We start from the raw sequence: 19,973 nt of genomic DNA, 5'->3' as shown, positions 1-19,973 counted from the left end.
TTAGGGTAACCACCGTGCGTGCAAGCCGGGTGCCAAAGGTTCTGGCATCCCAACGACAATTTTATCTTGATTTAATTCTAGGGGGAAAAGCCAAATTTGATGCTGTTGAGGGGGCAGTTGACGCGGTGGCGGGGGGGGTGCTTGGGGGTCAGTGGGCAGTTCTGCCAGATCACTGGGACTGGGGTTGACGGGGGCAGTCTCGCTATAGAGATCGCTATTATCCACCACATCGGGCATTTCCCGTCCCTCAACAGCGTCAACGGCCAATGTACGGCCATCGGGTGCCAAACTGAGGTAGAGTTCCTGCTGCGGGTCAAAATCCTTGAGCTTGAACAGTTCCTTGGTTTTCAGATCAAAGAGGGCAAGATAGGGAACTTCGCGGTAATGGCCTTCCCCTTCAATGCGGGTGAGGATGGCATAGAGAAATTCCCCCTTGGGGTCAAATTGACCGGCAATGATTGAGCCATTGATGGTTAGCAGTTCTCTATGCTCGCCAAAGATGTCCACCACATAGAGCGATCGCGAGAAATTGGGGTTAAACTTCACCGCTGCCACTTGCCGGCCATCGCGGCTAAAGTCCAGCACCATGCCATACTGGGGCAAAAAGTCAAAGTCACTCTCACCATTGCCGGCTTCTAGGGGCACAATCGCTAACCCCTGCCCTTGGGCAATGATTAAATGCTGGTTGTCGGGGGCAATGCGAAAATCACCGGCCGCCGCTTGGTTGAGCCGCCGAGGCTGAAAATTTTCATCGAGGAGCCACAGGGAGCTATCCGCAGGCTGGAGACGATTTACCCGCTGAACCACAATTTTGCTGCCGTCATTGGCCAACTGAAAGCGCAGGTTTTGATACTCGCTATTGTCAAGGATTAGGGAAATTTCGCCCACGGGTCGAGGTTGCCGGCGGGGGGTTTCAGGGGCATTGAAGTATAGCCCGGTAGTCACGGTGTACAGTTGGGGGTCAAAGCCCATTTGCTCGCCGCGCTCGCCGGCACTAAAGAGAATGCGATCGCCAGCAGGATAGGGCTGAAAGTCAAACACCCGTAGATTGGGGGGACTGAGGAAGGTCTTCTGTTGCAGCGTTAGGTTATAGAGGATGAGGCGCCCCTCTTCGACCCCGGAGCCAAGATAGACCAGCACGCGATCGCGACTGCGAAACTGTCCCTGAAAGGGTTTGATCGGTTTCCCTTGGGGCACAGAAACGGCATCCTCGAGGGAGACTTTGAAGGTTTGACCGTAGGGAATCGGCTGCGTCAGCGTGTAGGCAAAACGACGCCCCGACCAACTGGCCTTGCCCTCAAGGGGTGGCTCAATCTTGAGATGCTCCGCCACCGATGACCAATCCATCAGCCGATTAAAGGCGAGGATAAAGGCGCGATCGTCAGACCCCACATCGCGGTTTTGCCATGTAAAGTCCCGCACTTGGGCTTGGGTGCGATCGCCCCCCCACAACAGCAAAAGGGTCAGCACCAGCGCCACAAGGAACACACTCAAAGCAGCGCGATCAAGGGGCTGAGGAAAGGAGTGAGAACGCATTAGCAGGAACGGTCACACAGCAACAGGCGTACTATACCAGAGGGCTTCAATGTGCTGGATCATGGGTAGGGCTGCCGCTGGTTCTGCCAACAGCACTGTAAGATGACCCAACTTGCGGCCCGCGTAGGTTTGACTTTTACCATACCAGTGAAGGTTCGCGTGGGGGAGAGCCGCCAAGGCCTGACATTTTGCCCCATAGTCAACCTGCGGTTCGGCTAAGCCCAAGAGATTTACCATCACCGCTGCCGGTACCTGCATGGCGGGACTGCCCAAGGACTGGCCACTAATGGCGCGCAAGTGCTGCTGAAATTGACTCGTGATGCAGGCATCAATGGTGTAATGCCCAGAATTGTGGGTGCGGGGCGCAATTTCATTCACGAGTACCTCACCCGTGGCTGTGAGGAAAAACTCAATGCCAAAAATACCCACAGCATCAAGTGCCGTTAGGATTTGGCGGGCAATCTGCTGAATTTGCTCACTCACTTGGGGGTCAACCGGGGCAGGGGCAATCACCCAGCGACAGATGGCAGCCACCTGCTGCGTCTCCACCACGGGATAAAGGGCAATCTCCCCTTGGGGCGATCGCGCCGCCATGATCGCCAGTTCTTTGACATAGGGCACAAAGGCTTCCACCAAAAACCCTTGGGGCGGAATTTCTGGCCAACGCTGCTGAAACTGCTGCCATGCCTGCTCATCGGAGATGACAAATGTTCCTTGGCCGTCATAGCCGTGGCGACAGGTCTTAATCACACAGGGCAAGGTGGGGGGGCGATCGCCCAAATAGCCAAAGGCCGGTACAGGAATCCCCAGTTGTTGCAAAAAGTGGCGCTGCTGGTACTTGTCCAAAAGGGGGGCTAGGGAAGCAAGGCGGGGATAAAAACAAACCCCCTGCTGTTCAAGGCGCTGCAACCCCTCGAGATCGACAAACTCATTCTCAAAGGTCATCACATCAACCTGCTTAGCCAGGTGTGCTGTCGTTGCCACATCGGCGATCGCCCCATAGCAGACCCCCTCAGCAACCGCGACGGCTGGATCCGTTGCCGCAGGCGTTTGTACCCACAGCGAGAGTCCCATTTCCTTGGCCGCCAGCCCCAACATCCAAGCCAACTGACCGCCACCAATCACCCCAATCTTGGTTACGTTGTTCACGCTTCCTCTAATCGACTCAACGGAACCTATTGTCCTACACCAATGATCCTAGGGTTCTATGCTTTGTATCCCCTAGAGGGCAAGCTGCACCAACCAAACACTGGGGTCGTCACCCGCAGCAAACTCAAAGTTCAATTTGCGGCAAATACGAATCATTCCCTCGTTATCCTTGAGAACATAGGCGTGGATGGCACTTAGCCCCTCATCGCGGCCAATTTGAATCAAGCGGCGTAGTAATTCAGTACCAAGGCCTTGCCGCTGCCAGCGATCGCTAATCAACATCGAAAACTCGGCTGTATTGCTAAAGTGATCCTTACTGAGGCGAGCCGCACCAATAATTTGCGGTTCACTGGCGCCTTGATGCTCCACCACCAGAGCCATCTCGCGATCGTAGTCCACAAAACAGATGCGCACTAGGCGATCGTGGGCAACCCGCTGCGACAACTTCATCAGGTGGAAATAGCGCAAATAGACACTCTGCTCCGAGAGGGTCGCATGGTACTGCCGCATTAGGGGTTCATCCTCTGGCCGAATCGGTCGAATCAGCACTGGGGTACCATCGCGCAACTGCCAAGGACTCACGTATTGGGTGGGATAGGGACGAATCGCAGGCTTGACAAAGGTGCTTTCCTCTTTGTGGAGCAGAATGCGGGCATCCAAGGCCATCAGGCGATCCGGGGGTGCCACCAGCAGGGGATTGATGTCAATTTCCTTAATCCACGGCTGCTCCACCACCAGCAGGCTAAAGCGCACCAGCAGATCTTCTAATAGGGCAAGGTTGACGGCTGGCCAGCCCCGCACGCCGGCAAAGGCACGGGAGATTTTCGTTTGCTGAATCAGACGGCGTGCCAAGGTGGTGTTCAGGGGGGGAAGGGCGATCGCGGTGTCTTCGAGGACTTCCACCAACTGTCCCCCCGTACCAAAGAGAATCACCGGCCCAAACTGAGCATCGGTGGAACTGCCCAAAATGAGTTCAAACCCCTTCCATGGGATCATCGGCTGCACGGTGACACCAGCAAAATGACCCGCGCCAGCAGCAGTGGTGACATTTTTCTCAATCTGTTGGTAGGCGGTAATGACCGCAGCGGCATCGGGAAGATTGAGGGCAACACCCCCGACATCGGTTTTGTGGGTAATTGTGGGCGAATAGAGCTTGAGAACTACGGGATACCCTAGGCGATCGGCAGCAGCCACTGCCTCTGCTTCACTGCGGGCAATACAGGTTTCCACCACCGGTAGGCCGTAGGCAGCAAGAACCGCCTTGGCTTCCCACTCCGTCAATAGGGTGCGCCCCTCACTGCGCACGTGCTCAAAGAGTTGACTGACAGCATCCCGATCCGGGGGGGTGGTGGTTAGGGGCAGCGAGGGGGTTTGGTAAAGCGCCTGCAAGTGATCGCTATAGCGCCACATATAACTAAAGATGCGGGCAGCGGTATCGGCATAGGCATAGGTGGGAATGCCCGCCTGATTGAGAATCGCTTCTCCCCCTTTGACCGTTGTGCCCCCCATCCAACTGGCCAGAATCGGCTTGGCACCACTGGGACGGTTTTTGGCATAGGTAGCGAGATCTTGGGCGATCGCCAGCGGATCCGTCATAGCTTGGGGCGTCAGCACCACCAGTAGGCCATCACTGTTGGCATCGGTTTCACAGTGTTGCAGTGCCTTGAGGTAGCGATCCGCAGTGGCATCCCCCAAAATATCCACGGGGTTACCGTGACTCCAAGCGGGGGGGAGCACTTGATTCAGTGCTTGTAGGGTATCCCCAGAGAGGGGACTGAGTTTACCACCCGCCCGAATCAGGGCATCAGTGGCCAAGACCCCAGGTCCACCGGCATTGGTGAGAATCGTCAGATGGGGGCCTTTGGGGCGCGATTGCTTGTCCAAGACTTCGGCCATGTCAAACAAATCTTCAATGGTTTCCACCCGCAGCACCCCACAGCGTTCTAGGGCCGCATCCACCACTGCATCGGATCCCATCAATGCCCCGGTATGGGAAGCGGCGGCCTGAGCGGCGGCGGCAGTGCGTCCTGCTTTGATGACAATAATCGGCTTGACATAGGCCACTTCCCGCGCGGCGGAGAGGAACGATCGCGCATCCCCCAGAGATTCCATGTAAATAACAATGCAGCGGGTTTGCGGATCATCGCCTAGGTAGTAAATGAGGTCGCCCCAGCCCACATCCAGCATCGTGCCAATGGACACAAAGGCACTAAAGCCGACATTTTCCTGCAAACTCCAGTCCAAAATTGAGGTGCACAGGGCGCCACTTTGACTGAGAAAGCCGACATGACCCGATCGCGCCATTGTCGCGGCAAAGGTAGCATTCAGCCCCGTGGGCGGACACATTACCCCCAGACAATTGGGACCAATAATGCGCATCCGCGCCTGACGGGCGATGGCTAAAATCTCTTCTTCGAGGGCAAGACCCGCCGCCCCCACTTCCCGAAATCCCGCCGAGACAATAATTGCCCCCTTCACACCCGCTGCTGCACACTCGGCAACCACCGCTGGTACTGTAGCCGCAGGGGTGGCAATGACTGCGAGATCAACCGCTTCGGGAATCGCGGTCACACTGGCATAGGCCTTGATGCCCAACACCGAACTGCGGCGCGGGTTGACGGGAAAAACCGTTCCGCCAAAGGGGGTTTGAATCAGATTCCAGAGAAGGGTGCGGCCAACACTGCCTTCTTTTTCACTGGCACCGATGACAGCAACACTTTTGGGGGCAAAGAGGGGACGCAGGGGCTGATGACCGGCGCGCCAAATATCGTAGGCGGTGGTTCGTGTCATGCTGTTACTCGCGCTACAGAGGTTGGGAACTGAGCCACCTCCACTCTAGCGAGGGCGATCGCCCCTAGTTACGCTTCGTTACGCTGAGTGCACTTCCCAGTCACAGCCCTTCTCGCCGGTGCGCCAGAGCCGCAGATGAAAGCGACTGTCACCAACCCGCAAATTACGGAGGTGGAGTTCCTCGATACTGTTGGGCAACAGGGGCTGATGCACCAAAAACTTGCCTTGGGGCACATCCACCAGCGGCCAAGCCATGATCTGAATGAATTGAAACAGACTGCCCGTTGCCCAAGCTTGGGGAGAGCAGGCTACGGGATATTGCACCGGTTGGGGATAGGTCTGGCGATCGAAGCCACAGAAAAGTTCTGGTGGGCGCAAATCTGGCTGCCGACAGGCCATATCAAAAAGGGTATCCACTAAGGTCAGGGCAAAGTCACTATCACCAATGGCGCGCAGCCCCAAGGCAATCAGACCCGTATCGTGGGGCCAGACCGACCCCAAGTGATAGCCAATGGGATTGTAGGCAGGGGAGGTGCTGCTGAGGGTGCGAATGCCCCAACCATTGAATAGATCCGGCAGCCGCAGGCGTTGCCCTATCCGCTGCGCTTTCTCGGGGTCGCAAATGCCCGTCATCAAGCACTGCCCCGCATTAGAGGTGAGGCTATCCACCGGCTGACCGTCGCCATCGAGGGCAAGGGCATAAAAACCCTCTGATTCCAGCCAAAAGTCACGGTTGAAGCGGTCTTTGAGGGCAGCGGCTTCGTTTTGCCAGCGATCGCCCCACTCGCCATAGCCAAAGTCTCGAGCAAGGGCACTCAGACGGGTTTTGGCGGCATAGACGTAGCCTTGGACTTCACAGAGGGCAATGGGACTGTGAGCCAGTTGACCGCGACGGTTGACGATACAATTGCCAGAATCTTTCCAGCCTTGGTTGTCAATGCCCTTGGCTGCTTGGCGATCGTAGGTGAGGTAGCCCGTGGCGGCCATTTGTTGATCCACCCAGTTCATTGCCGCAAGGGCATGGGGCCAGAGCGCCTCGACCGTGGTGCGATCGCCCGTCCATGCGTAGTAGTCGGCATAGAGCATCAGCCACAGGGGGGTGGCATCCACCGTACCATAGTAGGGGGTATGGGGAATCTCGCGGTTGCGCGCCATCTCGCCAAAGCGCAGTTCATGGAGAATTTTCCCCGGCTGCTCATCGCGCTCAGGACAGACCTGTTTCCCTTGGTAATGGGCAAGGGTACGCAGGGTATCACGGGCGATCGCTGGATTGAGGATCAGCGTCTGTATCGCCGAGATGATCGAGTCACGGCCAAAGAGCGTCGCAAACCAAGGAATCCCCGCAGTCAAAACCTTGCCATGGCCAAAGGACTGCAAGAGCATATAGAGATCCGCCATCCCCCGCCGTAGGATGCGATTCCACTGCGGATTTGAGGTGACAATTTCCGTGCAGTCTGACCACCATTGTTGCCGTTCCTGTTGCGCCGCTCGATCGGCAGCCGCTAGGGATGAAGGCACAGGGACATGGGCGGTGGGTGCCCCATTGGTAAAGGGACGGACGCAATAGTGAATGCTGTGGTAGCCTTGGGGTTCTAGCTTGAGGTGCCATGTGGCGGTGGTGTCATCAAGACGGTCGGGGGGGGTGCCCAAGAACTGCACTTGGGTCTCCATAAGGGCACCATCAAGGCCTTGGTAGGCAAAGCAGAGATCGGCGCGTCCTTTGGTGTGGCGCAATTCACAACTGACGGGTTGCAATGTCTGTCCTCGCTGCGGGCGACCACTGCCGTATTGGCGAATTTCAAATAAATCTTGAAAGTCTGCCGCAAAGGTTAAACTAATCTCCACGCTGGCCGGCTGCGCCTGATGATTGGTGATGAGAATCGTTTCAAAGAGGGCACCCCGCACCACTAGGAATCGTTCAATTGCTAAGGCCTCCGCGGGCAGAGAAGGTTGCTTGGAATTAGTGCACACCACCTTGAGCGCATGGCTACCCGTACAATGAAAACTCAGCAGAATCGGGCGATCGCCCCCCACGCGCAACTCCGCTTGACTGAGGAAGCGGGTATCCTGACAAAATAAACCTGTAATAGCCGTTTGCTGCTCATCATTGCAGATATTGCCCAATTCATCACAAATGAGCAGCACATCGTTGTCCTTGAGGACAGGAACCGTTTTCGGGTGAGTTCGAATTTTAGTAGCCGGCAGGGGCGGGGCGACAATGGGGATATAATCGCGCCCATACAGGGAAACAACATCGCTCTCCATGGGTGCGGCAGCAGTCTGTGTTCAATAGGAACAATTTTCGGTTATTTGTTAGATCATCTCGCAGGACAGCCATAATTGCAATAAGTAAATATGCACAATTGTAATGAGTAAATATGCGGTTGCCTCTGGTTGGAAGGTAAACCCCCGATGGCCTTAAGGTGGCGCTTTGCGCCATTGCAAATAGGTGGCCACGCCCGTGTAAATGAGGCTGTGGAGGATCAGCAGTCCCCAATTTAGCAGCAGATTACCCCAAGTGGGAGCATAGACAGGTGTCGGATCAAAGGGCTGAGGCGGTGGTTCAAACAGGCCAAAATCAAGGGGCGGCGGTACCATGCCATTCACGTCAATCAAGGCACCATAGGCACCCATTGTCCAACGGCCAATCGTCAGCCAAGAGAGTGCCCTTGCAATTCCCGTGAGCTTAAAGAGGACACCGGCAAAGATAATTTGCGGCAGGAGCAATGGCGGTAAAATCTTGCTCGCTTGATCGCTATTACTCACGGCAGCGGAGATCAAAAGTCCCAGACAGAGACTGGCCACCAGCGTCAGGAAGGTGGTGATGCCAAACCCCACCGGCCAAGGGAGGAGGGCACCCTGCGGCAGACCAAAGGCCAACAGTGCCACAAGGGTAATGAGCAGTGTTTGTACCAAAGCCATCCCCTTACCAAGGGTGAGTTTAGCTGCCATGTAAGCCCAGAGACTGAGATTGGCAAGACGTTCGCGGCGGTAGATGGCCACCTCTGTAATCAAGGCTTGCGCCCAGCCGGAGAGTCCCACCCAAAGACAGGCACAGGTAAAGACAAAGAGAATGCGCAGGGTTTGAGCCGCTTGCAGCAGGCCGGGGGGATCTTGGGGGACAAAGGGGGAGCGATCAATAGCAAAGCGGGTGAGCAGCAGGGCAATGGGGACGCTGATCAGATTCAAGACAAGGCTGAGGCGATCGCGCCACAGGAGTTGCCACTGGCGTTGACACAACACCCGCCATTGATAGAGGTGAGGGGGTGCTGGCTGTTGGGGAGGGGATTCGGCACTGGCACGGTTTTCGCCCCCCAAAACACTGGTGCTCTCATAGTGGTGCCCCATGCTGAGGTGGCTGGCAAGGTAGCGTTGATAGTCCGTGGATTGGCGAAATTTTTGACTCCATTCAGCACTATTTTCGGGAGTCAAGAGGGCATAGATTTCAGCCACGGAATTCAGGGGGCGATCAGGACTAAAGAATTGCCGAGCCTGATCGCCGGGGCCAAAATAGCAAAGACGCCCACCAGAGCCTAGAACCAGCAGGCGATCGCACAAATGCACATGACTCGTAGCATGGGTCACCAAGACAATCGTGCGTTCTTCATCTGCCAATTGCCGCAGCAACTGCATCAACAAAAAGTCTAGCCCCGGATCCAGACCCGAGGTGGGTTCGTCAAGGAAAAAGAGCTTGGGGTTGGCCAATAGCTCAACGGCAATACTCACCCGCTTGCGCTGACCGCCACTGAGACTTGCCACCAGTTGATCTTCAGTTCCCGTTAACTGCACTTGTTCAAGAACTCGCTGAATGGCGGCTTTGCGGTTTTGGGCATCGGTATCCGCTGGTAAGCGCAGTTGCGCCGCATAGTTCAGGACTTCGGCCACCGTGAGGCGGGCGTGGACAATATCATCTTGGGGTACATAACCAATTTGGTGACGGTAGGTGGCAAGATTGCGATGCAGATCGAGACCATTGAGTAGCACCTGTCCTGCCTGAAGGGGAGCCAGCCCCATCAACACTTTCAAGAGGGTGGATTTCCCCGTACCACTGCCACCGACAATACCCACAAGCTGCGTCGGCTCCGCCACAAAGGAGACCTCTTGCAAGAGGGAGCGATCGCCCGCTGGGGTTTTCACCCGTCGTTCCAATCCCCAAGCATCAATGCGAATGTGACTGCCCTGATCCGTAATCTCTAGGGTCTCGTGGCGGTAGAGCAGGACAAAAGGCCCAATGCGAATCTGATCCCCGTTGCGCAGCGTGTAGGGGTCTTTGAGGAGTTTGGCGTTGACATAGGTGCCGTTGCTGCTGCCCAAATCCCGTAGGACGTAGAGGCCGGCACTGGTGCGATCAATACTGGCGTGGCGCAAAGACACCGTGGGGGCATCCAGTTGCCAATGCTGATAGCTGTTGCTGGCTTCGCGCCCTAAAGTCAGCGGCCATTCTTTGAGGGTTTTGAGGACAAGGCGGCGCTGCTGCGGCAAAGGCGGTGCACTGGCCGTGCCTGAAAACTGGATCTGCACCAGCAATTGCACTTTGTTTTTCGGGTCTTGGCCAATTTCTAAGCGTAGGGTTTCCCCAAGGGCAAAGCCCTCTTCAATGCCGATGCGGCGTCGGTTGTAGAAGGTGCCATTGGTACTGCGGCGTTGATGGCCATCGCCATCCCAGAGGTAGTAGGTTGCCCCCTGTTGCTGAAAAACGGCATGGCGGCTGGAAATCACTGACCACAGTGGCTCATCGGGCACTACTAAATCCGCCCATTGGTAATCGCGTCCGAGGCGATGCTCCGGTTGGGTCAGGGAATAGGTCAACATTTTCCCCTGACTTTCGAGGGTGAGGGTGACGGTGGGGAGATCAACAACCGTTTTTGGGGGGGGCGATCGCATCACTATCTGCCTGTTCAAGGTGTTCAAAGCTCTAACTAATATCTTGCCTAGTTTGGCAGACACCCTGTCCTCGTGACGCACAAACCCCTCAGAATGGAGAAGATCGAGTGGCATTTTGCGATTTCTAAGGGTTGACCTTCGTGGGGGTAAAAGATTGAGAGGGTTCGGTATGAGCTGCGGAATTCAGCCGCTGTGTTCGATAGGCTTGCCAACCCAGACCTGCCCCAAATAGAGCGATCGCCCCAACAGCCGCCCCCAACCAAATCCACGGTGGAGAGTCTGTTTCCGGTTTTGTGTCTGAAGTAGCGGTTGAGGTATCCCCCCGCAGAGATTGGGCATAGAGTTGCATCGTACCTTGGGTAACAATACGATCGCCCCCATAAAGACCGCTAATTACTTCTACCTGATCGCCAACTCGCTGGCCAAGGGTCACTTCGACAGCTTCAAAGGCAGTACCATTCTGCACAAACACAAGGGGGGGCTGATCGACTGGCTCAACGATCGTGGACTGGGGAATCATCACGGCATTGCGAGTTTGGCGATCGTCAAAAATTTGGACAGTCGCAAAGCTACCAGGTTTGAGTTCTTGGCTGGAATTAGCCAAGCTGGCGCGTACCGCAACTCGCTGCGTGGCGGGATCAACGACACTATCAATATCAATGAGTTCAATACGACTGCGGAAAACACGATTGGGAAGTCCTGCAACAGTGATATTTACAGCTTGACCCACAGCCACCTGTGCTCGCTGTGCTTCTGTAAGGTAAGCAACCGTTGAGAATAGCGCTCATGGTGAGGGCATACCAGAGGGCAAGACGACTGCGGCTGTGGCGGAAGAGCTTATGATCAACCATGATCGACAACAAAGCGATAGCCTAACCCATGGACGGTTTCAATGCAGTGCTCTTGACCAAGGAGGGCGAGTTTGCGGCGCAGCAGGCGAATTTGTGCTGCCACTACATTACTACTGGGTTCACTGCCCACTTCCCAAAGCTGCATCATCAGTTGGTCGCTACTGAGAATCCGCTGGGGGCGTTTCATGAGGTATTCCAAGGTCTGGAATTCCTTAGCGGTTAACTGCACCTCAGTACCCGCCCTATTTCTCAGGGTGAAGGTACCATAGTCTAACGTTAATGCCCCTTGACACAATTGCTGGGGTTGGAATTGGGGCGATCGCCGCAGTAAAGCCCGCAGCCGCGCCAGCAACTCAGCCATTGCAAAGGGCTTAATCAAATAGTCATCTGCCCCCGCATCTAATCCCTGAACGCGATCGCTGAGGCCATCCCGTGCCGTCAGCAACAAAATGGGCACCGTGTAGTGGTGGATACGCAGTCGCTGACAAACCTCCAACCCCGACAGCCGAGGGACCATCCAATCCAAAATCGCAACACTGTAGTCCACCTGCAACTGCTCAACGTAGGCCCAAACCAGTTCCCCCTCCTGCGCCCAGTCCACCACATAGCCTTCCCGTTGCAACACCCGCTGAATGGCGGCTCCTAAATCCGGTTCATCTTCAAGCAGCAACACCTTCATCCGTGCAATCCCCTAATTCACCGTCACCCAAAAGGGAGCAGTAACAATTTGCTCACCCCGCTGGAACTGTCCCCAGAGCTTGTAACGTCCGGGCACAGGAAACTGGGTCATAAAACGGATCACCTCCTTAGGTTGATGATCCACGGCATGGGCATGGAGATAATCAGCAGGTTCGAGGGGAGTCGTGTCTCGCAAAATCACCAGATGCCCTGCTTCGCCAAGGTAGGGGCGCAGATCCCTAAGGGGTTGCTGGGTGGCAGCATCCCGTAGGCGAAAGGCCACTTCCACCGCTGATCCAGCCTTGAGGGGTTGAGGGAGTTTTAGTTCGACTGCCGTTGTGCCAATCACTTGGGTGGTTTGAGCGGTTGGCGTACTCGATGCGGGCGGCGTTCCTTCAGCCGCGATCGGGATCATCGCCACCGTTTCGTCAGCGCCAGCGGGTTTATAATCAGCAATGAGGGTGTAGCCTCCCCCCTGGGGCAATGGGGTTGTGACTTGAAACTGACCTTCACCCAGATAGCGGGGATGCAGGTGCTGAAACACTTGAAAATCATCACTGACGATGATCAGGTGCATTAGCGCCTCTTGAAAACGCTCAAACTGCGTCACTGCTTCACCAGTGTGGGTGCGAATCGCCAACGTAAAGGTGGTTGGTTGTTGAGGCGTAGGTGCGGGCGCATTCAGCAGTTCCATATGGGTCGTAGCAGAGCCGTCTGCGTGCTCAGGGTTGGGACTGTGGTGCAGGTGATGGTGGTCATGAAGCATAGGCATTTGCCGTTGCTGGGCAATCCCAAGGGTGGCGATCGCCCCACTCAAGAGCATGGCCAGTCCCAAGAGGGTGGGTTGGATAAAGCGTGGTAGCATCATTCTTGTCTTCCTCCCTGATTGGGTTCATAACGAAAGCGAAAACGACTGTTAATGGGTTGACCATTGATGGGGCTAAGGAGAACAATACCATAGTCTCCTGTCACGGGATTGGCTAGCCGTGCGGTGTAGTGTTTGTCCTCAGGGGTATAGGTCATCGGTAGAGTGACCCGATCGCCCGTTGGCGTTTCAATATCAGCAGTAACGGTAGCAGTACCCACGGGAATATGGTCTTCCCCCTCTTGGATATAGAAGTCAATATAAGCATAATTGCTCGCTGTCCATTAACACTGCCATCTCCCCGCGCTAAGGCAGGCCCTTTCGTGACTGTTGCCACATCCTGCACGCGAATTGGTTGGCCATTGCGGTGCGCCACCAACGCCACCGCTAAATCAGCGACTGATGTTGCCCGACCAATGCCCCGCACAATTAACTCCTGATCGGGAGTGACAATGACCCCACCCGCTGCATTTTCATTGGCGCCACTCACCCCCGCCACCACGTCCTGCAAAGAGACCTGTTGTGCGGCGAGGCGATCGGAGGGCATACATCAAAATCGTGGCAATGGGGGAGGTAATCGGTGAAATTTGGGGTGAGGCATTAGGTGGTAGGCGATCGCGCACCTCCTGCAACCGCTCGGTAATCAGTTGCCGTGCTTGATAGATATTCGTTTGCCAACTAAAAACTACCTTGACAACAGATAAGCCAAGAGACGATGCAGAGCGCACAGTTTCGACCCCTGCCGTACCATTGACGACACTTTCAATGGGCAGCGTAATCAGCGATTCCACTTCCTCTGGTGCTAGGCCCGGTGCCTCCGTTTGAATTTCCACTTGGGGGGGCGCAAACTCTGGCAGTACATCAAGGGGCATTTGCCGCAGTTGAAAAATACCGAAAATCGTCAGGGCGATCGCCCCGAGCACCACCAACCAACGTTGGACAATTGACCACCAAAGAATTCGATTCAGCATTACCACAGTGTGTTACTAAGGCTGATTTTGGCAAAGGCACATGAAATAAAGATGAAAAGCTAGGAGTTGCCGGACGATTTGTGCTTTATTCGTTGGCAAAACCGAGTTGCAGTTTCAATCAGGACAGGAACAAACTCGTGGGCAGCTTGCAAACTCGTGGCTAAGATGGCTGCATCTCGAATGTAATCGTGAACCATTTGATTGCGCAGTTGCCGCATGGTAAACCAAGCGTCTGCATCGGGCACAAGGCCGAGCCGTTCAGCACGGTCAAGGTTTTCCAAGAAAGTCGCCACTGGTTCGCCAAAGGCACTCAGATAGGCGGGCAATAGCTTGCTCCCTAGGGTATCTTGAAGGCGGCCAAAGCGTGCCAAAAAAGCATCCACCCGCTCCGCTAGGTCAATATCCTCCTCCAATTGTGCTGCCCGCCGTGCCGTAAATGGCTCCTGAAAGAGGCGTTGATCCGTCACCTGTAGGTGTGCCACTTCTCGCTCCACCAGTTGGCAGAGGTGATGTAGGCGTTCCTGAAGTTGAGGACTCAACATTGAAGGCGAACTCCCGTTTGTTGGGCCCAATCGTGAATCGGCTGCCGCTGGAGATTGGGTGCCCAGAGGAGAATGTCCACTTTACGACCTGCCATGGCGCGGCTGATTTTGGCACTGAGTCGAGCACTGACAAGGGCAGGATTCTCAACGGGGTGAGACAGCCGGATCAATAAATCCACATCGCCGCCCTTTAGGTCATCGTTCACCCGCGAACCAAACAACCACACTTCGGCTTCGGTACCTACCAGCGCCGCCACCGTCTGGCAAATTTGCTGCACTTGCTGATCCGTTAATCGCAACCTGATTCTCTCCTAAGCCCACAAAACCAGTCCCATTTCATAGGGATGACTCAAATAGGCGTGGCGCGGTAGCAGTTGGAGGGCAATGCCTTGGTGGCCACTCGTGTCGTAGCTCATCTCAGCGGTGTAAAGGCTATGGCCTTCAGGGGTGGTACCCACAAACGTCATCAGGGTAGGACAGGCCTCCTCTAGGGTGCCGGCCTCATTCACCCGCCCTTGGAACAAAATCACCTGCACATCGCTTGGCAATAGGGCACCGAGGGCAATCACGGCTTTGACTTCCACAAGTTCGTTAACCTCGAGGTTGTGCTCAGCCGAGGTTTCAACCCCGATAATCTGAATCGAGTACCAATGTTCAAAAATGTGGGCTTTCCAGCGAGCCAGTTCCTTGGCTGCGGCATAGTTATTTTCCTTGAGGATAAAGGAGCGATCGCTAGCAGGGAAATAGCCCCGATGGGCATACTCACGCACCATGCGGGCGGTATTGAACTGGGGCGTATTCAAAGAGAGGGCGGCTTTCATCTTTTGCACCCAGCCGCGCGGCACCCCATTTTCATCGCGATCGTAAAAGAGGGGAATGACATCCCGCTCCAACCGTTCATAGAGCGCATTGGCTTCCACTTGATCTTGATAGTGGCGATCGTCATAGGTTTCGCCGTGGCCAATCGCCCAACCCGTTTTCACATAGTCCGCCTCGTCCCACCAACCGTCCAATGTACTTAAATTCGGTAGCCCATTCATAGCCGCCTTCATGCCGCTGGTTCCCGAGGCCTCCTGAGGCCGCAAAGGGGTATTCAGCCAGACATCACACCCCGCCACCATCATTTTTGCCACGTGCATATCGTAATCCGGGATAAAGGCAATGTGGTTGGCCATGCCCTCTTGGCGCGTAAAGTGAATAATTTCCTGAATCAGTTCTTTGCCGGGGTTGTCCTTGGGGTGCGCCTTCCCCGCAATCACAAACTGGACAATCGGCCGCCGCTGCTTCGCTCCCGTTTTCACCGGTACGGATCCCAATAAAATTCGCCGCAGCCGTTCCACATCCCGCAAAAAGAGAGTGGCGCGTTTATAGGTAGCAAAGCGACGGGCAAAGCCAATGGTCAAGGCGGTCGGATCCAGCACTTCTGCCGCTTGCGTCAATTCAGCACTAGAGGCGCCCTGCTCTTCAAGCATCCGTTGTAGGCGCGATCGCACAAACATCACCAACTGATAGCGGCAAATCTCATGGATACGCCACAACTCCTCATCGGGAATACTGCTGACCCGCGACCAGAGGGGATCCGCCAAGGGCGCATCAGACCACTGCGGCCCAAGGTAAATATCCAGCAGGTATTGCAATGGTTCAGAAACGCGACTGCGAGCATGGACGCCATTGGTAATCGAGGTAATCGGCACCTCCGTCGGCGGCAGATTGGGCCACAGACCTTGGAACATCTGGCGGGAGACTTCACCGTGGAGCGCGCTCACCCCATTGACAAAACTAGCGGTATGAATGGCTAGGTTCGCCATACTAAAGGGTTCTTGAAAAGCCCCCGGATTGACACGACCCAAGGAGAGAAACTCCTGCTGTGAGAGGTTAAAGGCCTCAGCATAGTGGCCGACATAGTACGTCACCTTATCGGCAGGAAACAGATCAATCCCCGCAGGCACGGGGGTATGGGTGGTAAACAACTGGCTGGCCTTGACCACCTGCAAGGCTTCATCGTAGGTAAGCTGCTCTTCGGTGATCAGTTGGCGAATGCGCTCTAGGGATAAAAAGGCGGAGTGCCCCTCATTCATGTGATAAACCGTTGGTCGCAACCCCAAGCTGTGGAGCAGACGCACGCCACCAATGCCCAGCAACATCTCTTGATGGATGCGCATGTCCATGTCCCCACCGTAGAGGTAGTCGGTGATCTGCTGATCGTAGGTACTGTTTTCTGGCAGGTTTGTGTCTAAAAGATAAAGGGGAACCCGACCCACCTGAACTTGCCAAACCCGTGCTTGGACTTCTCGATTGGGGTAGTCCACTCGAATCCGATGCTCTTGACCTTGGCCAGTAGTGACCAGCTTGAGGGGCAGGGTATAAAAATCGTTGCTGGGATAGCGTTCCTGCTGCCAGCCATCGGCACTGAGGTACTGCGAAAAATAGCCCTTTTGATAGAGCAGCCCCACCCCCACCAAGGGCAGTCCCAAGTCACTGGCGGATTTGAGGTGATCTCCGGCCAAGACCCCCAAGCCCCCCGAATAGATTGGCAGGCACTCCGTGAGGCCAAATTCAAGGGAAAAATAGGCAATACACTCGCCGGGAGGCGCGTCCGTGCGCGTTTGCTGGTACCACGTCTGCACAGGCTGGGCATATTCTTGAAATTGGCTGATCACCCGCTCCATCTGTGCCAAAAAGCCGTTGTCGGCCGCCGCATCCAAGAGGCGATCTTGGCGAATGCGTCCCAAAAGGGCGACAGGGTTATGGTTTGTTTGCTCCCACAGTTCTGGGTCGAGGCGGCGAAAGAGGGCGATCGCCTCCGTGTTCCACGTCCAGTAGAGGTTGTAGGCCAGTTCCCGCAGGGGTTCCAAACGTTGCGGCAGGTGAGGACGAACGTTAAACGTGCGGATGGGCTTCATAGGAGCTGCCAGTGTCGTCGTTTCTATCTTAATTTCCTATGCGCTTTGAGTATGATTTGCTGATTGTGGCGGCGAGTCCTTTGGCATTGGACATTGCCTATCGGTGTGCGGCCTTGGGGCGGATTGGCCTAGTAATCCCAGCCGCTGATGCGCAGTGGCAATGGCAGTGGCAACGCTGGTGGCTGTCGCAGTTTCCCCCTCAAAGATTGGATACTCAGCAGTGGCAGCACTTTCAAGCCCACCTCAGCCACGGACAGCGCCGCTATGCCCCTAGGGTCTTGGAATTGGTGGGGGTCGATGTGATCACAGGGGCGGGGGAATTTGTCTGGCAGCCCCGCTGTCATTTTCAGGTGGGGGGCGATCGCCTGTATGCGCAAGGCTATTTCCTCCTTGATGCGCCTGCGGCAATGGATGCTCAGGATATGGACGCCCTCAGCAGGATTGAGCTGGCCTGTTGGCACCACTGGTCTGGCAAAGCCTTGCATCCCGATGCACAAGGTCTGCCGCTTGTGGCCACAGAAGATGCGTGGTTCAACGATCGCCTGCATGCTGCCCTGAGTGGCCTCGGTCTAGGGGTTCCCCTCCTAGGAAGGCGCAAAGCCCCCGATCCAACTCCTTTGAACCTGCACCGCCTGCAGCGAGATGCTCAAGGGTGGTTGCGGATCAATTCCCAAGGGCGCACCAGTCATCCCCAAGTCTATGCCTGTGGCGGTTGGCAGCGGGGGTACCATTTGCCCTCCCTGACCTACTTTGAGGCCTTTGCGATCGCCCGCCAGATTTTGCAGCGGAAACCCATGCCCCTTGATTACTACCGTCAACCGTGGTGGATTGCCCTACCTGTTCCCATTGCCCGCGTCGGTTGGAATGCGCGGCAAGCCCAGCAGCGCTTCAGAGAACCGATTCAACTGTGGGAGATTCAGCAGTTTAGTTCCGAAGGTCAGAGCTTGGGTCAAGTGGTGATCAATCGCCAAGGGCAGCTTCTAGGTGTAACCCTGATGGGACGCGCAGCGATCGCCAGTAGTCGCATTTTCGGGAGGTGTTTAGATCAAAATGCCTTTGCTGCCATTACCTATGCCGGTTGGGAATTCGATTGCCAGCGCCAGCGATCGCCCAAGGCGCGACGTTCCCCTAAATCGGGTAGTGGGTTTGATTCCCCCTTACCCTGATGCTGCCAGAGAATTGTAAAGGCTCCCGCCCCTTCCCCTTGGTGGGGCCACAGCCGATAGCAGGGAAAGGCTGCTAGATGGGATTGATAGGCCGCCAGCGCCGCCACAGGTTGAGGAACCCACTGCGGAAACTTGGCCATCAGCCAAGCCGCCACATCCTCATTTTCATCCTGACTAAAGGTGCAGGTGCTATAGAGCAGCCATCCCCCCGGACGCACAAGGGCAGTTGCTGCCGCCAGAATTCGCTTTTGTCGCCGTTGGTTGTGGCGAATCGTCAGAGGATGAAAGCACCCGTCGGCTTTTTGTCCCTTGGCCAGCAGGGATTGGCCGGAGCAGGGGGCATCCACAATCACCACATCAGCAGCGCCTTGGAACTCAGCAGCCAGCACCTGACTATCCCAAGCGGTGACACCCACTGGATGCACTCGACAGCGTTTGAGATTGCTAATCAGCATCCCCACCCGTTTGCCAATGGTTTCATTGCACACAAGGTAACGGGGTTGGAGCGATCGCCACGCAAAGAGACTCTTGCCGCCGGGCGCCGCACACACATCAATCACCAAGGATGGCTCTTGGGGCAGCGTCAGCAGCGGAACCGCCGCAAACACCGATGAGCTATCCAAGCAATAATAAGCCCCGGCCTCATGGAGAGGGTGTTGACCGGTACGGCTGCCGGGGGCAAAGCGACTCACCCAAGGAGGCTGCCAAGAAAGTGGCGGCAACGGCTCAAAGGGTAAGGGGGACGCTGACTCGCGACACCACAGCACCGTGGCAGGGTAGGGCGGGGGGGTGGTGAGAGCCTCTAAAAAACGCTCCCGATCGCCGGCAGTCTCAAAGAGACGGTTGGCACAGGCCACAGCCAATCGGGAGAGCATCACCACAGGCTTAGCGGTGGACGGCGATGGCACCTTTGACCGCTTCCGCGAGGGCACGCACACTGGCCACCATAGCCACTTCACTATTGAGTTGGTTGACGGCAGAGCCGACCCCGACACCCGCAGCCCCAGCAGCGATCGCCAAGGGAATCGTCACTGTCGAAAGCCCCGAAGCACACAGCACCGGCACCGCAACGGCGCGGGAAATTTCGTAGGCTGCCGCCAATGTCGGGGCTGCTTTTTCAATGAGACCCAACGTGCCACTGTGGTGGGGTTGGCTACTGGTTCCCCCTTCGGTTTGAATCACGTCGGCACCAGCGGCCACCAAGGCCTCAGCGAGGGCAACCTGTTGATCCAAAGGCAGCGTGTGGGGCACGGTTACTGACAGCATGATTTGGGGCAGCAACTCGCGAGTTTGGCGCGTCAATACCAGCACTTCCTCAGCGCTAAACACCCGCCCCTGGGCATAGAAGCTATCGTAGTTGCCGATTTCCACCAGATCGGCACCAGCGGCAACGGCATTCAGCAGCTGTAATGGCTCCACCGCAGACACACAGATGGGCAGCATCGTTAGTTCCTTGGCAAGGCGCACCAGCTCAGGATCGGCAGCAATATCCACAAAAGTGGCACCCCCCTGATCGGCAGCAGTCACCACCGCCCGCACGCGATCGCGATCAAAATTGTTGAGGCCACTAATAATCTTGAGAACAGAACGCTGCTCAAAGGCAGCGGCTAAACGCGGATGCAGCATAGACTTGAAACT

Annotated in this window: 15 protein-coding genes and 1 pseudogene; 1 reads left to right on the top strand and 15 read right to left on the bottom strand. The window is 55.9% G+C overall.

Going from position 1 to position 19,973, the window contains the following annotated elements; translation table 11 throughout:
• From RHP47_RS07850 to glgP, 13 genes and pseudogenes are all read right to left on the bottom strand, one after another.
• Positions 1 to 1,536, bottom strand: coding sequence for a hypothetical protein (locus RHP47_RS07850; protein ID WP_286668572.1), 1,536 nt, complete (start codon positions 1,534 to 1,536; stop codon positions 1 to 3).
• Between the two features lie 12 nt (positions 1,537 to 1,548).
• The gene (locus tag RHP47_RS07845; RefSeq protein WP_399363215.1) at positions 1,549 to 2,634 is read right to left on the bottom strand and encodes a 5-(carboxyamino)imidazole ribonucleotide synthase; all 1,086 of its coding nucleotides are present in this window, start codon (positions 2,632 to 2,634) and stop codon (positions 1,549 to 1,551) included.
• A 123-nt stretch (positions 2,635 to 2,757) separates the two neighbouring features.
• On the bottom strand, positions 2,758 to 5,475 hold the full coding sequence (locus RHP47_RS07840; protein WP_149819740.1) for a bifunctional acetate--CoA ligase family protein/GNAT family N-acetyltransferase: 2,718 nt from the start codon (positions 5,473 to 5,475) through the stop codon (positions 2,758 to 2,760).
• Positions 5,476 to 5,553: 78 nt separating this feature from the next.
• Complete coding sequence (locus RHP47_RS07835) at positions 5,554 to 7,740, bottom strand: amylo-alpha-1,6-glucosidase (RefSeq protein ID WP_310840160.1); 2,187 nt, start codon at positions 7,738 to 7,740, stop codon at positions 5,554 to 5,556.
• A 153-nt stretch (positions 7,741 to 7,893) separates the two neighbouring features.
• On the bottom strand, positions 7,894 to 10,359 hold the full coding sequence (locus RHP47_RS07830; protein ID WP_149819736.1) for an ATP-binding cassette domain-containing protein: 2,466 nt from the start codon (positions 10,357 to 10,359) through the stop codon (positions 7,894 to 7,896).
• 124 nt (positions 10,360 to 10,483) lie between these two features.
• Positions 10,484 to 11,089 carry an efflux RND transporter periplasmic adaptor subunit gene (locus tag RHP47_RS07825; RefSeq protein ID WP_310840159.1) on the bottom strand — a complete coding sequence of 202 codons (606 nt, stop codon included), beginning with the start codon at positions 11,087 to 11,089 and terminating at the stop codon, positions 10,484 to 10,486.
• A gap of 113 nt (positions 11,090 to 11,202) precedes the next feature.
• The gene (gene rppA, locus RHP47_RS07820; protein ID WP_149819732.1) at positions 11,203 to 11,889 is read right to left on the bottom strand and encodes a two-component system response regulator RppA; all 687 of its coding nucleotides are present in this window, start codon (positions 11,887 to 11,889) and stop codon (positions 11,203 to 11,205) included.
• A 12-nt stretch (positions 11,890 to 11,901) separates the two neighbouring features.
• A complete protein-coding gene (locus RHP47_RS07815; RefSeq protein WP_310840156.1) occupies positions 11,902 to 12,756 on the bottom strand; it encodes a hypothetical protein in 855 nt (284 codons plus the stop codon).
• Complete coding sequence (locus tag RHP47_RS07810) at positions 12,753 to 12,974, bottom strand: hypothetical protein (RefSeq protein WP_310840155.1); 222 nt, start codon at positions 12,972 to 12,974, stop codon at positions 12,753 to 12,755. Before RHP47_RS07810 ends, RHP47_RS07815 begins: the two co-directional genes overlap by 4 nt.
• A 35-nt stretch (positions 12,975 to 13,009) precedes the next feature.
• Positions 13,010 to 13,724: pseudogene (locus tag RHP47_RS07805) on the bottom strand (efflux RND transporter permease subunit); the annotation flags it as partial.
• Positions 13,725 to 13,783: 59 nt separating this feature from the next.
• Positions 13,784 to 14,266: a hypothetical protein gene (locus RHP47_RS07800; protein ID WP_149819726.1), complete on the bottom strand. Its 483-nt coding sequence runs from the start codon at positions 14,264 to 14,266 to the stop codon at positions 13,784 to 13,786.
• A complete protein-coding gene (locus RHP47_RS07795) occupies positions 14,260 to 14,565 on the bottom strand; it encodes a nucleotidyltransferase domain-containing protein (protein ID WP_149819724.1) in 306 nt (101 codons plus the stop codon). The genes RHP47_RS07800 and RHP47_RS07795 overlap by 7 nt, the downstream gene beginning before the upstream one ends.
• Positions 14,566 to 14,577: 12 nt before the next feature.
• The gene (gene glgP, locus RHP47_RS07790; protein WP_286649487.1) at positions 14,578 to 17,169 is read right to left on the bottom strand and encodes an alpha-glucan family phosphorylase; all 2,592 of its coding nucleotides are present in this window, start codon (positions 17,167 to 17,169) and stop codon (positions 14,578 to 14,580) included.
• 38 nt (positions 17,170 to 17,207) lie between these two features.
• Here glgP and RHP47_RS07785 point away from each other — a divergent pair, with 38 nt between their 5' ends.
• Entirely contained in the window at positions 17,208 to 18,335 is a 1,128-nt protein-coding gene (locus tag RHP47_RS07785; RefSeq protein WP_310840154.1) for a hypothetical protein, read from the top strand.
• On the opposite strand, the gene RHP47_RS07780 is transcribed toward RHP47_RS07785, so the two are convergent.
• Both RHP47_RS07780 and RHP47_RS07775 read right to left on the bottom strand, forming a co-directional pair.
• Entirely contained in the window at positions 18,239 to 19,243 is a 1,005-nt protein-coding gene (locus RHP47_RS07780; protein ID WP_310840153.1) for an RsmB/NOP family class I SAM-dependent RNA methyltransferase, read from the bottom strand. The genes RHP47_RS07785 and RHP47_RS07780 overlap by 97 nt on opposite strands.
• Positions 19,221 to 19,961, bottom strand: coding sequence for a DUF561 domain-containing protein (locus RHP47_RS07775; protein ID WP_286625228.1), 741 nt, complete (start codon positions 19,959 to 19,961; stop codon positions 19,221 to 19,223). The genes RHP47_RS07780 and RHP47_RS07775 overlap by 23 nt, the downstream gene beginning before the upstream one ends.
• Between the last annotated feature and the right edge of the window lie 12 nt (positions 19,962 to 19,973).

Origin of the sequence: Thermosynechococcus sp. QKsg1, from assembly GCF_031586415.1 — a bacterium.
Taxonomy (GTDB): Bacteria; Cyanobacteriota; Cyanobacteriia; order Thermosynechococcales; family Thermosynechococcaceae; genus Thermosynechococcus.
The sequence above is the reverse complement of the archived record's forward strand: the minus strand, read 5'-3'. Positions and strand labels throughout refer to the sequence as shown.

What these genes read in the sequence shown, in the direction of transcription:
- RHP47_RS07850 (WP_286668572.1), bottom strand. Translation starts at nt 1,536, where the DNA reads ATGCGTTCTCACTCCTTTCCTCAGCCCCTTGATCGCGCTGCTTTGAGT.
- RHP47_RS07835 (WP_310840160.1), bottom strand. Translation starts at nt 7,740, where the DNA reads ATGGAGAGCGATGTTGTTTCCCTGTATGGGCGCGATTATATCCCCATT.
- RHP47_RS07775 (WP_286625228.1), bottom strand. Translation starts at nt 19,961, where the DNA reads ATGCTGCATCCGCGTTTAGCCGCTGCCTTTGAGCAGCGTTCTGTTCTC.
- RHP47_RS07840 (WP_149819740.1), bottom strand. Translation starts at nt 5,475, where the DNA reads ATGACACGAACCACCGCCTACGATATTTGGCGCGCCGGTCATCAGCCC.
- rppA (WP_149819732.1), bottom strand. Translation starts at nt 11,889, where the DNA reads ATGAAGGTGTTGCTGCTTGAAGATGAACCGGATTTAGGAGCCGCCATT.
- glgP (WP_286649487.1), bottom strand. Translation starts at nt 17,169, where the DNA reads ATGAAGCCCATCCGCACGTTTAACGTTCGTCCTCACCTGCCGCAACGT.
- RHP47_RS07830 (WP_149819736.1), bottom strand. Translation starts at nt 10,359, where the DNA reads ATGCGATCGCCCCCCCCAAAAACGGTTGTTGATCTCCCCACCGTCACC.
- RHP47_RS07845 (WP_399363215.1), bottom strand. Translation starts at nt 2,634, where the DNA reads ATGTTGGGGCTGGCGGCCAAGGAAATGGGACTCTCGCTGTGGGTACAA.
- RHP47_RS07785 (WP_310840154.1), top strand. Translation starts at nt 17,208, where the DNA reads ATGCGCTTTGAGTATGATTTGCTGATTGTGGCGGCGAGTCCTTTGGCA.
- RHP47_RS07800 (WP_149819726.1), bottom strand. Translation starts at nt 14,266, where the DNA reads ATGTTGAGTCCTCAACTTCAGGAACGCCTACATCACCTCTGCCAACTG.
- RHP47_RS07815 (WP_310840156.1), bottom strand. Translation starts at nt 12,756, where the DNA reads ATGATGCTACCACGCTTTATCCAACCCACCCTCTTGGGACTGGCCATG.